At 58.2% G+C, this 14,656-nt stretch carries 12 protein-coding genes; 8 read left to right on the forward strand and 4 right to left on the reverse strand.

The window, feature by feature from the left end; genetic code table 11:
- Nucleotides 1–130 precede the first annotated feature (130 nt).
- From IHE46_RS09960 to IHE46_RS09995, 8 genes are all read left to right on the forward strand, one after another.
- Nucleotides 131–2,089: a hypothetical protein gene (locus tag IHE46_RS09960; protein ID WP_192164473.1), complete on the forward strand. Its 1,959-nt coding sequence runs from the start codon at nt 131–133 to the stop codon at nt 2,087–2,089.
- A 205-nt stretch (nt 2,090–2,294) separates the two neighbouring features.
- The gene (locus IHE46_RS09965; RefSeq protein WP_192164474.1) at nt 2,295–4,037 is read left to right on the forward strand and encodes an ABC transporter ATP-binding protein; all 1,743 of its coding nucleotides are present in this window, start codon (nt 2,295–2,297) and stop codon (nt 4,035–4,037) included.
- The gene (locus IHE46_RS09970; protein ID WP_225562937.1) at nt 3,974–5,329 is read left to right on the forward strand and encodes an NAD-dependent epimerase/dehydratase family protein; all 1,356 of its coding nucleotides are present in this window, start codon (nt 3,974–3,976) and stop codon (nt 5,327–5,329) included. The genes IHE46_RS09965 and IHE46_RS09970 overlap by 64 nt, the downstream gene beginning before the upstream one ends.
- A 113-nt stretch (nt 5,330–5,442) precedes the next feature.
- Nucleotides 5,443–6,474 carry a glycosyltransferase family 2 protein gene (locus tag IHE46_RS09975; protein WP_192164475.1) on the forward strand — a complete coding sequence of 344 codons (1,032 nt, stop codon included), beginning with the start codon at nt 5,443–5,445 and terminating at the stop codon, nt 6,472–6,474.
- A 4-nt stretch (nt 6,475–6,478) separates the two neighbouring features.
- Nucleotides 6,479–7,402: a glycosyltransferase family 2 protein gene (locus IHE46_RS09980; protein ID WP_192164476.1), complete on the forward strand. Its 924-nt coding sequence runs from the start codon at nt 6,479–6,481 to the stop codon at nt 7,400–7,402.
- Between the two features lie 8 nt (nt 7,403–7,410).
- Nucleotides 7,411–8,523 carry a UDP-galactopyranose mutase gene (gene glf, locus IHE46_RS09985; RefSeq protein WP_192164477.1) on the forward strand — a complete coding sequence of 371 codons (1,113 nt, stop codon included), beginning with the start codon at nt 7,411–7,413 and terminating at the stop codon, nt 8,521–8,523.
- A 46-nt stretch (nt 8,524–8,569) separates the two neighbouring features.
- On the forward strand, nt 8,570–9,664 hold the full coding sequence (locus IHE46_RS09990) for a glycosyltransferase family A protein (protein WP_192164478.1): 1,095 nt from the start codon (nt 8,570–8,572) through the stop codon (nt 9,662–9,664).
- 8 nt (nt 9,665–9,672) lie between these two features.
- Nucleotides 9,673–10,803 (forward strand): glycosyltransferase family 4 protein, encoded by a 1,131-nt coding sequence (locus tag IHE46_RS09995; protein ID WP_192164479.1) that lies wholly within the window; start codon nt 9,673–9,675, stop codon nt 10,801–10,803.
- Here the strand turns inward: IHE46_RS09995 and galE are convergent.
- Genes galE through IHE46_RS10015 form a run of 4 tightly spaced genes read right to left on the reverse strand, consistent with a single transcriptional unit; the run spans nt 10,797 to nt 14,587 of the window.
- Entirely contained in the window at nt 10,797–11,771 is a 975-nt protein-coding gene (galE, locus tag IHE46_RS10000) for a UDP-glucose 4-epimerase GalE (protein WP_192164480.1), read from the reverse strand. The two genes, IHE46_RS09995 and galE, sit on opposite strands and share 7 nt — an antisense overlap.
- Complete coding sequence (locus IHE46_RS10005; protein ID WP_192164481.1) at nt 11,768–13,000, reverse strand: glycosyltransferase; 1,233 nt, start codon at nt 12,998–13,000, stop codon at nt 11,768–11,770. The genes galE and IHE46_RS10005 overlap by 4 nt, the downstream gene beginning before the upstream one ends.
- Nucleotides 12,997–13,740, reverse strand: coding sequence for a class I SAM-dependent methyltransferase (locus IHE46_RS10010; RefSeq protein ID WP_192164482.1), 744 nt, complete (start codon nt 13,738–13,740; stop codon nt 12,997–12,999). The genes IHE46_RS10005 and IHE46_RS10010 overlap by 4 nt, the downstream gene beginning before the upstream one ends.
- Nucleotides 13,733–14,587 carry a glycosyltransferase family 2 protein gene (locus tag IHE46_RS10015; protein ID WP_192164483.1) on the reverse strand — a complete coding sequence of 285 codons (855 nt, stop codon included), beginning with the start codon at nt 14,585–14,587 and terminating at the stop codon, nt 13,733–13,735. The genes IHE46_RS10010 and IHE46_RS10015 overlap by 8 nt, the downstream gene beginning before the upstream one ends.
- Nucleotides 14,588–14,656: the final 69 nt, after the last annotated feature.

The following is a 14,656-nucleotide window of genomic DNA, read 5'->3' on the forward strand; positions in this document are numbered from 1 at the left end:
CCTTGGCTTGCCGGTTGCCATGCCCATCGCAGGCAACCGAACGATTGGCCGGAGTCATTAAGATAACGGCTCCTGCCAAATAATCGACGCCAAGCCTCATGCACCTCTCAAGCCGCGGCCCGACCACGCGATGAACATCCGACTCCGTGCCCGCTGGCTGTTGCTCGCGGCAATGCTCGTCACCGCTGTGGCGTACTGGCCCGGCCTCTCCGGCAGCTGGCTGTTCGACGACAACCCCAACATTGTGGATAACCCCGGTGTGCAGCCCCACGAGGTCAGCGTGCCGGCTCTGGTGCGCGCGGCGCTGTCCTCTCCGGCCAGCGAGTTCAAACGACCGCTGGCTTCGCTGAGCTTTGCCACGAATTATCTGGCGAGCGGGCTCGACCCTTTCGGCTGGAAACTCACCAACCTCGTCATCCACTTGTTGAACGGATGGCTGGTGTTTCTGCTGACGCGGCGGCTGCTGATCTACGGGAAGGTTTCAACCACATTTCCCGCGGAGTCACCGCCGAAACCACTTCCCGAAACGGATACGGTGGCAACGCTGATTGCCGCCGGCTGGATGCTGCTGCCCATCAACCTCACCGCCGTGCTCTACGTAGTGCAGCGCGAGGAAAGCATGGCCAACCTGTTCGTTCTGCTCGGGTTGATCGGCTACATGACTGGGCGGCAGCGGATGTTGCGCGCCAGGGACTGGAACGGCTTCTGGCTCTGTGCCGCCAGTATCACCCTGCCCGTCGCCATCGGCCTGCTCGCCAAGGAAACAGCGGTGATGCTGCCGCTCTACGCCTTCTTGATCGAGTGGATCATATTCCGGTTCCGAACCCCGACAGGCGTTCGCGAGCGCCGCCTGTATGTGTTGTTCACCGCAGTACTGCTGTTGCCGATGCTGGCTGGCCTTGCATGGCAATTGGCCGCCGTGTTGCATAAATCCTATTGGGCCACGCGCAATTTCACCCTGGGACAGCGACTGCTCACCGAAACGCGCGTCGTCTGCGATTACATCGCGTGGACACTGCTGCCCACGCCAGATGCGCTTTCGTTCTATCACGACCAGTTCCGCATCTCGACCGGCCTGCTCAGCCCTTGGACTACGCTGGCCAGCTTGCTGATATTGGCCGCCCTTGTCGTCGCCATGATGCGACTGCGCCGACACTATCCGTTGCCGGCCCTGGGCATTGCCCTGTTTCTTGGCTGCCAATCGTTGACCGGCACCATTCTGCCGCTCGAGCTGGTCTATGAACACCGCAACTATTTCGCCAGCTTAGGCTTGCTGCTGGCTGTGGTGCCTTGGCTGACGGCCATTCCGTCGCCATCCTCAGGTGCGCAACGACCCGCATGGCTGTTGCCCAGGCGCATGCTGCTGGGCTGCCTGTTGGTATGGTGGGGCAGCCTTACCGCCATCACCGCCTATGTATGGGGCGACCCACTGCGGCTAGCACAGGATTTGGCTGCTCGAGCCCCCGACTCGCCGCGCGCGGAATATGAGCTGGGCCGCACCTACATCATCGACTCGCGCTACGACCCGGCCTCCCTGTTCACCCAGCTCGCTTACGCTCCGCTGGAAAAGGCCGCAAGCTTCCCCGAAAGCTCGATCCTGCCGCAGCAGGCGCTGATCTTCATGAACTCGCGCATGGGCCTGCCACTGAAAGCTGCATGGTGGGACAGCCTGATCGCCAAGCTCAGGGCGCGCAAACCCGGCGTGCAGGACGAAAGCTCGCTGGCCGCGCTGACCCAATGCGCCAGGGACGGCTCCTGCCCCCTACCCCCCGACCGCATGGTGCAGGCGTTCGAGGCGGCTCTTGACCATCCGGGCCCCAGCGCCAGACTGCAGGCCACTTATGGCGACTATGCGTGGAACGTGCTCGGCAACCATGCGCTGGGTGGAAGCATGATGGCCGACGCCGTGAAAACCAGCCCGAATGAACCGGCATATCGCATCACCCTGGCGCGCATGGCTGCGGCGCAAGGCCGATATGCCGATGTCCGCGAACAAATCCAGGCGTTGCGTGCACTCGACATCGGCGGACGGCTGGATCGCGACATTGCAGGTCTGCAGGCCCTGGTCCCGGCGGATAGCAAGGAATAACGCGCCTTGATCGCGAAACTACCCCCATCAATGTTGTTACCACATGCCAGGCGGCGCTCCAGGAAGCTCCACAAGGGTGGCTCGGCCAGGCTTGCATGCCCCCATTGCGGAGCGACCGGAGTCTGCCCATGATCCTCAGGCGAGTTACCGGCACCCGTCGACCCCGCTCCATGCTGTATGAGCCATCTTGCCTACCCGCCACCGCATGACCAGCGATCTCAAGAAAATCTGGACAGTCTTCACCCCACCCGAGCGGCGAAAGGCCGTCGGCATGCTGGTGCTTGTCGTCCTGATGGCTGTGGCGGAAACCCTGAGCGTGGTTTCCATCATGCCCTTCCTCTCGGTGCTTGGTCGGCCCGCGATCATCCACGACAACCCGCTGCTGCAGTCCGTCTATCAGAGCTTCGGCTTTCATGACACGCGCGGGTTCATCCTCGCCCTGGGTCTGACCTCGATCGCGATCGTCATCGGCTCCTCGATCTTCAAGACGGCGACCCTGCATCTGCTCAACCGCTTCGTGCATCTGGAGCGGCATTCCATCAGCGCGCGCCTGCTGTCGCGTTACCTGCATCAGCCATATGAGTTCTTTCTGACCCGCAATTCGTCGGTCCTTGGCAAGAATGTGCTTTCCGAAGTCGACCAGCTGCTGTTCGAGCTGATCCAGCCGCTCTCGCAACTGATCGCCCAGGGCACCGTGGTGCTGGCAATGGCACTGCTGATCTTCTGCTATGACCCGCTGACAGCCATTTGCATCGTCTCTGTGCTGACGCTGCTCTACGGTGTCATCTACGGCATGGCGCGCAAACGGTTGGCGCATATCGGCAAGGAGCGTCAGATCGCGAATGGCCAACGCTACCTGGCCTGCAACGAGGCGCTGGGCGGCATCAAGGACGTGAAGATCACTCATTCGGCCGCGGCCTATCAGAAGCAGTTCGAGGATGCTTCGCGCCTGTTCTCGCGCCACATGGCCACCAACGATACTTTGAGCCAGTCGCCGCTCTATCTGGTGGAAGCCACCGGATACAGCATGCTGATCGTGATCGCGCTCGCCCTCCTGCTGCGGTCGAACGACGTCGCTCATGTACTGCCAGCGCTTGGCCTGTACGGCTTCGCGGCCTACCGGATGCTTCCTGCAGCGCAGATCATGTACCGGGGCTTCGCCAAACTGAAGGTTTCCTCAGCGGCGTTGCAGTCCATCCATCACGACCTGACTCTGCCTATCGAACAGGAGGCAACCGGAACATATGCACTTGCTCCGCAGAAAGAGATCCGATTGCAGGGCATTCGCTATGCCTACCCCTCTGCACCGGAGAAACCGGTCTTCGATGAATTCGACCTGCTCATTCCCGCCAACACCACAATCGGCATCGTAGGGAGGAGCGGTGCTGGCAAGAGTACGTTGATGGATCTGCTATTGGGGCTCTTGCAACCCGAGTCAGGCATGCTCAGTGTCGATGGCACCAAAATCGCCGCCAACAACATCGCAGCCTGGCAGCGCGCCATTGGTTACGTGCCACAGCACATTTTTCTGGCTGATGCCAGCGTCACCGAGAACATCGCTTTTGGCGTGCCTGCCGACAAGGTCAATATGCGCGCAGTGGAGCGCGCAGCGCGCACGGCGCAGATCCATGAATTCGTGACCCGTGAATTGCCGCAGGGCTACGATACGAGGGTCGGCGATCGGGGGATCCGCCTATCGGGTGGCCAGCGCCAACGTATTGGCATTGCGCGAGCCTTGTATCGCGACCCATCGGTGCTATTCATGGACGAAGCTACCAGTGCGCTGGACTCACAAACAGAGGAGGCGCTGAATGAAGCCATCCGTAACCTTTCTGGCAATAAGACCATTTTGGTGATCGCACACAAGGAAACATCGATTCTAGGATGTCAGTCTGTTATATCGATCCAGGCATCCAACAGCTCAGCTGGACCAGCATTACAGCAATAGATATTGACTCACCCGGCCATGTCAACAATGGGCGACGGCCGCATTCATTTATCAAAACAACTTACATACAAGGGCCATTCGAAATGACAGTGCCAACAAGCACGAAACGTGTACTTGTGTTAGGTGGCGATGGGTTTTGCGGGTGGCCTACGGCGTTGCATCTGTCCGCTGCGGGTCACGAGGTTGCTCTCGTCGATAACCTATCACGACGGAACATCGACATAGAACTCGAATGTGAGTCTCTCACGCCTATCAAGCCTATTGGCGCCCGCTTGCGTGCATGGAAGGAAATTAGCGGCAAGGAGATCGCGTTCCACAATTTCAATGTAGCGGAAAATTATCAACGCCTGCTGGACCTTCTCATAGGATGGCATCCGGATGCCATCATTCATTTTGCCGAGCAACGTGCGGCACCGTACTCCATGAAGAGCAGTCAGCACAAACGTTATACCGTCAGCAACAACATCAATGCGACCAACAACGTGCTTGCCGCTGTAGTCGAAAGCGGACTCGACATACATGTGTTGCATCTGGGGACGATGGGGGTATACGGCTATGGCACTGCCGGAATGAAGATTCCGGAAGGCTATCTGAAGGTGAAAGTTGAAACCGACGAGGGAAAATTGACCGAAAATGAGATCCTCTATCCAGTCAATCCCGGAAGCATTTACCACATGACGAAAACACAGGATCAACTCCTGTTTTTCTACTACAACAAAAATGACAAGATACGCATTACCGACTTGCATCAGGGCATCGTATGGGGAACCCAAACACGGGAAACTAAGCTTGATGAGAGACTGATCAACCGCTTCGATTATGACGGCGACTATGGCACTGTGCTTAACCGCTTCCTGATGCAGGCGGCCATCGGCTACCCACTCACGATACATGGTACAGGAGGCCAAACCCGCGCCTTCATCCATATTCAGGATACCGTACGATGCGTCCAGTTGGCGCTGGAAAATCCGCCGCAACACGGAGATCGCGTGCAAATCTTCAACCAGATGACGGAAACACATCGGGTTCGAGACTTGGCAAAAATGATCGCTGATCAATCGGGCGTCGAAGTGCACTACATTGCAAATCCTCGGAACGAGGCAGACGAAAACGATCTACACGTATCGAATGATCGATTCCTGCATCTGGGTCTGCAGCCAGTTCGACTGGCTGATGGTTTGATGGAGGAAATTAGGGATATCGCCAGCAAATACTCATCGCGTTGCGACACCTCGAAAATACCGTGCCGCTCGGCGTGGACCCAATCCATTGCGCAAAAAATTAGCAAATAGGCACACCAAACATTGCGCCCGGGCCTAATTGAGCAGCAACATATGGGACCCAAGTAAACGTTAGGCTGTCACTGGACATATGTCCATAGCGCATTCCCCTCATTAATCCGAAGATGCTCTCGAATATCCCGGTTCACACCATGGTCAGACCACTTATAAGCGTCATCATTCCTACCCATGGCCCTCGTGCAGCTCTTTTGTCCAGAGCAATCAAGAGCGCTATCGATGGTCTATCTAAGGAAGATGTCGAGATAGTTTTGATTCCAAATGGTGCTGGACCCGGTTGGCGCGATATCTGCTCAGAGTACGCCGATATGTGCCAGCTAGTCGTTGTCGAACAAGAACAAGCCGATCGAAACCTCGCACGCGCCAAGGGACTATCGGTAGCACGCGGCAGATACGTAAGATTTCTCGACGACGATGATTACTTGATACCGTCGCAAGCTGCAAAACAGTATGACGCGCTCTTATCCGAACCAACTCTCGATGTTTGCTCATCGCCAGTCTCCATCGTTGACAGCGATGGAGTTGTCATCAGTACGCGAGAGCTACCGAATACGAATGATTTCGTCACATCAATTCTATTGCCCTCTAGAATCCCTCTATTTCTCGCGCATGTTTTCAAAACAGAAACGGCAAAATCCGTTGGAATGCCACTAGACGTAAAGCGCGCCGAGGACGCTGTTTTCTTGCTCCGCCTGTGCCGATTGCATGAAATACGATGGGTTTCGCTGACGCACCCCGCAGCGGCCTGGTACCAACACCAGACTGGCCGCATTTCATCGCACAAGGGCTTTCAAATCGGAAGAAAAATTATTGCAGCCGAACTTTTCGAGCTTTTCCGACACTTACAATCGAAAAGCCAACTCACATCGGAGCGACGGAATGCTACCGCAGACGCCCTATGGGAATGTGTCCACAAAGGGTTTCCTCGTCAGCCATGGTATTGGAGCATGATTGGGAAAGAAGTTCTCCAAACATTCCCGAATTCAAAGCCAAGCCAATTGCCGAAGATGCTTACTTTGAATGGCCATCTGAATCCATTGATTGGCGAATGGGGGCTTGTCCCTATCTGGCAAATTATCCTTGCTTACAGAGCGCTTAAATCGACAATCTTCAAAGATGGTTATAAACGCATCGTTTAGTGCCATGAAATCAAAAGAAAACATTCATGCGGTGATTGTGACCTACAACCGCCCCCAACTTCTCATGGAATGCGTTGCGGCCGTGCAGGCGCAGACTTTCCCGCCCCAAAACATAATTGTTGTCGACAATGCTTCGAATCAGGATACACGCATCTGCCTAGATGGTTTGGTCAAAAAATATCCGGATCTGTTTTTTGTAGCCCGCCTTGCACAAAATACTGGCGGTGCCGGCGGCTTCAACGAAGGCATCAAACTAGCTTACAGTGCAGGTGCTGATTGGGTTTGGGTTATGGACGATGATTGCATCCCACAACCCAATTGCCTCGAAAAACTAATAAATGCAAAAAGCTTGATGCTGGATCACCAGAAAGAAATCGGCTTCGTCGCGTCACGCGTACTATGGACCGACGGCACCCCCTGCCGCATGAATCTCCCCTTTCAGCACCCATTATGGATTGAGCCTCACGCCATCGATCCGCGAATCTCCCGTATCGCAGGCTCATCCTTCGTTTCCATGCTTATCAGTCGCACCGCCATCGAACGCCATGGATTGCCTGTAAAGGAATTTTTCATCTGGTTTGACGACGTTGAATATAGTCGACGTATTTCCACTACGCTTCCAGGCTATTTGGTAACGGACAGCATCGCCATCCACAAAACTCCGGAAAATATAGACGCACTCGACTTCAACCTGCTCGACGAAAAGTCGCTCTGGAAGTTCAAGTATGGCGTTCGCAACCAATGCAGCTACCACTTTGAAAATGGCGGCATCATCGAAGGAATGCTCTTTGTAGGCAAGGTGCTGGCGCGCCTGTCTAGAGCACGCCGCAACTGGCACCTACGGGCCGCCATCTTTGGTGCATGTTTCCAAGGATACAGATTCCGCTATCGCCGCTACATCGAGCATGTCCAATCCCGGCCCACTTGACTCCTCACATGCCCTCTCCACAGAAACTGTCCGCCCTCATAGTCGGCGCCGGCTTCGCCGGCTGTGTCGTGGCCCGAGAGCTGGCCGAGGCCGGATACACAGTCCACATCATCGACAAGCGTCCGCATATCGCCGGCAATGCTTACGACGAGACCGATATCCATGGCGTGCTCGTGCACCGTTATGGGCCGCATATCTTCCACACCAATGGCGAGCGCATCTTCGAATATTTATCGCGTTTCACGGAATGGCGGCCTTATGAGCACCGGGTGCGCAGCGTGGTGGACGGCAGGCACTACCCCTTCCCAATCAACCGCGACACGTTGAATCTTCTATACGACCTCGATCTGGACGAGGCAGGAGCCCAGGCGTATTTCGAGTGTGTGCGCGAGCCACGCGACCAGGTACGAACGAGCGAGGATGTAGTACTCAACTCGGTGGGGCGCGACCTGTACAACAAATTTTTCCTCAATTACACACGCAAACAATGGGGACTGGAGCCATCCGAGTTGAAGGCCGGCGTGGCCGCGCGCATACCCGTTCGAACCAATACCGACGACCGCTATTTCACCGACACGTTCCAGGCCATGCCGCTGCATGGTTATACGAAAATGTTCGAAGCCATGCTGAGGCATCCGAACATCACAGCGAGATTGGGCGTGGATTTTGAGAGCGTGCGCGGCTGTTTCGAACAGGATCATACGGTGTATACCGGCCCCATCGATGCGTACTTCAACTACTGCTTCGGCCCCCTCCCCTATCGTTCCCTGCGTTTCGAGCATGAGCATCTGGCCGGCGTGGCGCAGTACCAGGAAACCGGCACGGTTAATTACCCCAACGATCACGCCTATACGCGCATCACCGAGTTCAAGCACCTGACCGGGCAGAAGCACACGGGCACATCCATCGTGCGGGAGTATCCACAGGTCGAAGGTGAACCGTACTACCCCATACCGCGTGAGGAGAATGAAGCACTGTTCAAGCGCTACGAGGCTCTTGCAAAAGCCGAACCCAACGTCACTTTCGTGGGGCGCTTGGCGCAATACCGCTATTACAATATGGATCAAGTGGTGGGCGCTGCGCTTGCCTCGGCCAGGACCTTGATCAGTGCTCGGCTCTGAAGCCGCTGGTCAAAATTTTCATCCAGACTCGCGCCACCGGCAACCCATGTCGCAGACAACCGAGACGCACACCGAGACCAGGGCGCCCAACGCTTCCGCCCAGCATGCCGCGACGAGTCCTCCCTCCCAAGAGGAGACAGGCAAAAGACTCTTGAGCGTCGTCATACCTGCGTACAACGTCGAGTCTTACATCTCCGAGTGCCTGGCGTCCGTCTTCAAGCAGCCCGACCTGGACAAATACGTCGACGTCATCGTCATCGTAGATGGCGCCACCGACACCACACTGGAAATGGTCGATTCCACCTTGGACCATTTCGGTACCCGGGCCGAAGTCAGGTTTCAAGAGAATGGCGGCCTGAGCGCGGCCCGCAACGCGGGATTACTGCTCGCAACGACTGACTACGTCACTTTTCTCGATGGCGACGACGTCTGGCTCGATAATTATCTCGAGAGCGTACTGCCCTACTTGCTCAACAGTAACAATGACGTCGATATCCTGGAATACGACGCCATACGCATGACCGAAGACGGACGGCAACTTTATCGATGGAAGGTCGCCGCCGCCCCGGAGGGAGAGGTCCAGCAAATCACTCGCGACAAGTTCATTGATGTCTTCCGCTGCTATTCCTGGGCTCGCGTGTTTCGCACCGCCCTTGTCCGCACGCACCCGTTTCCCAGTGGACGGCGCTATGAAGACAGCGCAACCACCCCCTGGTACTACTGGGACAGCCGCCAATCCCTTAGCGTGGGAACTCCGCTGATTGGTTACCGCGTCCGTGCTGAAAGCATACTTGCCAGCCCGCGTGCCCAAGACATCGACGACATAGCAGCTACGACAAGAGAAGCCGCGGACATGTATGCCAGAACGAAAACCACCTACTGGCAACGTGTCGCTCACTATTCATTCCAGCAGGCGTGCGGCCGCATCGTCTATCAACCCCTTCGCACGTGGTCTGCATCGATACGCCTGAGCCGCGATGCCGTCGCAGGAGTCCCGCCGCCGGCCGGACACATGCGATGGCTGCAAATGCATGCCACCTTCCTGTACACGTACCTGCTGTACTTGAAAAACAGCAGCGAACGCGCGTTCATCCGATTCGCACCGCCGAAGCTTGTGCGTCTGCTGTTCCCGCGCCGATGAATCGAACCATGCGCATAGCTTTTCTCTGCAAGCGCCAGTACACCGGCCATGACGTGATTTCAGATCGTTACGGCCGGCTGTACGAAATCCCCCTGCACCTGGCTCGAATTGGCCATACGGTGCACGGTTACTGCATGGACTATCACCATCGCGAAGGCTACGGAAACTGGTCGCACCAGGCATCTCCGGGAGTACTGCACTGGGAATCGCAGGCACTGGGAAAGCTGAAGTTCCCCACCCTTCTAGGCTATCCGTCGCGCATCCTGAAAGAGCTCGAGGCATTTCGACCGGACATCATCGTCGGGGCTTCGGATATCCCACACGTCGCCCTGGCAGCTTGGCTTGCGGAAAAACTCCGCGTGCCTTGCGCTGTTGACCTCTACGACAACTTCGAAAGTTTCGGGCAAGCGCGCATCCCCGGTTTTCACGCCGCGTTGCGATGGGCCGTGCGCAAGGCGAACCTGGTGATAGTCGTCAGCCAGGGGCTGCGCCAATTTGTCGAAGGCAAGTACCAGCCCGGTGCTCCGATCCTGGTCATGGGCAACAGTCTGGATACATCCCTGTTCCACCAGCGCGATCGTGCTGCCGCGCGCGCATCGTTCGGCCTGCCCATGGATGCAAAGCTGATTGGTACCGCTGGCAGCCTGTATCTGGAAAAGGGATTCGCGCCGCTCTGCGCGGCGTGGGAAAAGATCTCCGCTACGCGCAACGATGTGCAACTCGTGTTAGCCGGGCCCGTTGAAAAGGGAATTACGCTCCCTAAGGGTAACCGCGTGCATTACCTGGGCAACCTGCCTTATACCCGCGTACCCGAACTTTTCAGTGCACTGGACGTCGGCATAGTGTCGGTAATGGACAGCCCTTTCGGACGTTACTGCTTTCCTCAAAAGGTCAGCGAAATGCTGGCCTGCGGGTTAGCCGTTACCGCCGCCGACATTGGCGTCACCAGCGAATTGTTTGCCGATATACCGGAAGCTCTTTTCCGCACCGCCGATGCACAGGACATGGCAGAAGCCATCGTGCGACAACTGGATCACCCCATCCGTCCCGATCGCCCCATTCGGGGCTGGGAGGAACTGGTTGCCGACATCGAACCAAGACTGCGTGCATTGGCAGCCATCGACACCCAGAATCAATAGCGCGGCTTGCAGTGCCAGCGCCACGCCGAAGACAGGATCGAGTCCAGATCCGATTTGCGCGGCTCCCAACCAAGCTCCCTTCCGGCAAGCTCACGCGATGCCACCAGCGTAGCTGGATCACCAGCACGCCGGGCTTCCACTTCAACCGATATGGGCCGCCCCGTCACGCGGCGGGCCGCCTCCAGCACCTGCGCCACCGAATAGCCTTCGCCACTGCCCAGGTTGAAGCGAAAGACTCCTGCATTGCGATCCAAATAGCGTAATGCGCAGGCATGGCCATCCACGAGATCATCCACATGGATGTAATCCCTGACGCAGGTGCCATCGGGCGTTGGATAGTCACTCCCGAAGATCCTGAGCGCAGGATCCATGCCAAGCGCCGAGCGCAGGATATTCGGAATCAGGTGCGTCTCCGGCTGGTGCGACTCGCCCAACTCACCCTCTTGGTCGGCTCCGGCCGCATTGAAGTAGCGCAAAGACACCGAACTTAGACCATATGCACGAGAGGCATCCTCCAACAGGCGCTCAACCGCCAGCTTGGTGGCGCCGTAGGGATTGATCGGCTCAACCGGGTGCTGCTCGTCCAACACGTGCTGCCTTGGCATGCCGTACACCGCAGCAGTGGACGAAAAAATCAGTTTGTCGACACGCACGGTACGCATAGCGCGCAGCAGGTTGAGCGTGCCGACAACGTTGTTCTGGTGATACGCGTAAGGATCACGCATCGAATCGGCCACGATCGACATGGCGGCAAAATGCAGCACGGCGTCGAAAGCCGTCGTCCGTAATGTCCGCTCGACCTTTTCTGCATCCAACAGATCTGCCACAACCAGGCTCGCGTCACCCACTGCTTCGCGATGCCCGGTCGACAAGTTGTCCAGCACGACAACCTCGTGGCCTTCCTGCAGCAGCCGCTTAACCATGTGGGCGCCGATATAGCCGGCACCACCACAAACCAGGATATTCAAGCACAGCCCCCCCGGGACCCTAAGCACGAAGCCTCGATCCAGTCAGCATATCCGTTTGCGATAACCTGCCAGTCCACTTTGCTACCCAGCGCCAATCGCCGCCGCTCGGCCTGTTCGCGGGCCCGCTCCGGCTGCGCCAACACGTCGAGGATGCGCAATGCCAGCGGCCCGGTTTCTTCCGGAGTCACCGCTACTTCGTCGGCAGATGATCCCAAAAGCTCGTGGATACCCGCTACGTTTCCGGCCAGCACCGGACAGCCGCAACCGATCGCCTCCATCAATGCCACGGGCAGCCCCTCCTGGTCGCCTGAAGCATCGCGCACGAAAGGTGCTACAAACAGCGCGGCACTCCGATAGAGCTCCGGCAGGCTGGCCTGACGCTTGGCTCCAAGAAAATCCACGTGCCCTAGGATGCCGAGCTCTTCTGCCTGCCTGCGCAAAGCACTTTCTTCGGGGCCAAAGCCGGCGATGCCGAGCCTTACCGAAGGACGTTGCGCAATTACTGCAGGCATCGCGTCAAGCAGATACCGCACGCCCTTCTTAGGCACCAGACGACCGACGAACAACAGGCGATCATTGTCGCGCCGCACCAAAAGATCAGGGCAAAAGCGCGAAGCGAGGTCAACGCCCATGGGCAATACGACCATGCTCCGTGCATGGATGCCCTGGACATGAGCCTCCTCGAGCATCGCCGCGCTGACCACACTCATGGCCGTGCTGTGGGCGGCGACCTTCTGCTTGAGCCTAATTAGCGCCGGCGAACGCAACCCGTAGAGGTCTCCGCCGTGCGACGTCACCACGAACGGAACGCCACGGGTCGCCGACAATCGACGCGCAAGCAAGCCCTGCGGCAACAACCAGTGCGCGTGAATCGCATCCACCCGTTCACTACGGAGTATGCGGCGCGCCGCCAGATATTGGGCGATAACGAAGCCCGGCAACAAGCCCCACTTCCAGGGCGAACGGCGCAAATTGGCCGCGACACCGCCATTGTTCACAAGGGTCTGGAATCTTCTCGGCGCATAGCAAAAGCGCCGCACCTCCACGCCCTGGAACTCGCCCGACGGATCGGCACCCGGCGCATCGGGCACCAAAGCAATCACCCGGAAGCGCTGTGCCAAACGTCGGCACAACTCGTGCACGAATGCCGGCTCATGGTCATCACGCCAGCGCGGGTAAGTGGAAGCCAGCACCAACAGCACTGGCCGGGGCGATGAAACAGCGTTCATCCTGGCTGCTTGCCCAGCAAATAGACATGGGTGGGACAGACGCCCGCCAGGATGCGCCACCCCCAGGCAGGCATCCAGCGCAGTATTCCTGCCACCGGCCGCCCGGCAAGTTCATGCTCCAGGACATCGGACATCGCCTCGGGACATGCGTTGCGGAACGCCAACGGCACGGCCCCGAGCAACCGCTCCAGCGCTCTCTTGGATAGAGGCTCGCAGTCGTAGAAGCTCCCTTTGCCGCGCAGTGCAAGATAGAAACTGCGCCAACTCCGCGGCCACCAGCTCAACAGGGCAAGGTGATAGTGGGGTTCCACCCATTGCCAGCGATTCGGGCATGCCAGGTAGATCACGCCGTCATGACTGAGCACGCGCGACATCTCCTTGAGGTGCCCCTTTTGATTCCTGGCGTCACCCACGTGCTCGATGACGTGATTGCTGACGACAACATCGAACGAACCATCGGGAAATGGCAATTCCACTCCCGAAACCTGCAGGAAACGGTAGCCTTCCGTCCGAATGCGCTGATCGACCGTGTCAACGGCGGTAACCTCGTAGGCACGGGAGGCATGACTGCCGAAATAGGTGGCGATCCCACCGCCTCCTGTGCCTATTTCGAGCAAACGAAGAGGCGTACGCGCCGGCAAACCCACCTTCCCCAGCAAGCGCTCGATCTTCTCGGCCTTGCCTTGGCGGCTTGCGGGATCCAGGTTGGCATGGGGCTGACGATCTGTCGGTTCACTCATGGCGTCGGTACGTCAACGCCGTGATCTGCTCCGACACCAGCCCAATCAGGAACACGATCACCGCCGCGCTCCACAGCAGCGTGCTCATGTTCGTCAGCCGCCCGTAATGCGCGTAGGTCCACGCATAGTTGGCACAGCCCAGCAGGAAGAACACCAGGCTCGCCGGAACGAACAACTTCAACGGCGAATACAGCGTGGCGATCTTGAAGATGATCAGCAGGAAACGTACGCCATCCTTGATCGGCTTGATATGGCTCTTGCCCACCCGCTGCGCCGCCTTGATCGGCACGTAGGCCACCGGGTAGGCACTCCGAAAGAATGCCATGGTGCTGGTGGTGGGATAGCTGAAGCCGTTGGGCAAGAGATACAGGAATTCGCGGAACCGGTCCGCACGCACGGCGCGGAAGCCGGAAGTGAGGTCGGCAACCTCGTGGCCCGTCATACGGGTCGCCAGCCAGTTGTAGAGGGTGTTGGCGACCCCGCGGCCCACACCGGCCTGACTACCCCAGTCGCGGGCGCCGACCGCCATGTCGTAGCCTTCGTCGAGCCTGGCCATCAGGCGCGCCACGTCGGCCGGGTCGTGCTGGCCGTCGCCATCCATGAACACCAGCACCTCGCCACGGGCCGCCCGGGCGCCACGCTTGATTGCCGCGCCGTTGCCCATCGAATACGGCGAAGAAAGACAGGAAGCGCCGGCCTCCACGCAGACCCGGCGCGTGTCGTCGGTGGAACCGTCGTCCACCACGATGATTTCGGCATCCGGCTGGGCAGCACGCAGGCGCGGCAACAGATCGGCCAACGCCGGGGCTTCGTTCTTGGCGGGAAGGATGATGCTTAGGCGGTTCAATGGCGATTTCCCGGAGTCTCCGCAAATCATAACGTGAAGGAGATGTCGCGACTGCGCCCCAAAAACCGG

The sequence above is a fragment of the Rhodanobacter sp. DHG33 genome, from assembly GCF_014843005.1.
Taxonomy (GTDB): domain Bacteria; phylum Pseudomonadota; class Gammaproteobacteria; order Xanthomonadales; family Rhodanobacteraceae; genus Rhodanobacter_A.

Coding starts and splice junctions, on each gene's coding strand:
- glf (WP_192164477.1), top strand. CDS start 7,411: ATGCCCTCTCCACAGAAACTGTCCGCCCTCATAGTCGGCGCCGGCTTC.
- IHE46_RS10005 (WP_192164481.1), bottom strand. CDS start 13,000: ATGAACGCTGTTTCATCGCCCCGGCCAGTGCTGTTGGTGCTGGCTTCC.
- IHE46_RS09965 (WP_192164474.1), top strand. CDS start 2,295: ATGACCAGCGATCTCAAGAAAATCTGGACAGTCTTCACCCCACCCGAG.
- IHE46_RS09960 (WP_192164473.1), top strand. CDS start 131: ATGAACATCCGACTCCGTGCCCGCTGGCTGTTGCTCGCGGCAATGCTC.
- IHE46_RS09980 (WP_192164476.1), top strand. CDS start 6,479: ATGAAATCAAAAGAAAACATTCATGCGGTGATTGTGACCTACAACCGC.
- IHE46_RS09975 (WP_192164475.1), top strand. CDS start 5,443: ATGCTCTCGAATATCCCGGTTCACACCATGGTCAGACCACTTATAAGC.
- IHE46_RS10010 (WP_192164482.1), bottom strand. CDS start 13,740: ATGAGTGAACCGACAGATCGTCAGCCCCATGCCAACCTGGATCCCGCA.
- IHE46_RS09970 (WP_225562937.1), top strand. CDS start 3,974: ATGTCAGTCTGTTATATCGATCCAGGCATCCAACAGCTCAGCTGGACC.
- IHE46_RS09990 (WP_192164478.1), top strand. CDS start 8,570: ATGTCGCAGACAACCGAGACGCACACCGAGACCAGGGCGCCCAACGCT.
- IHE46_RS09995 (WP_192164479.1), top strand. CDS start 9,673: ATGCGCATAGCTTTTCTCTGCAAGCGCCAGTACACCGGCCATGACGTG.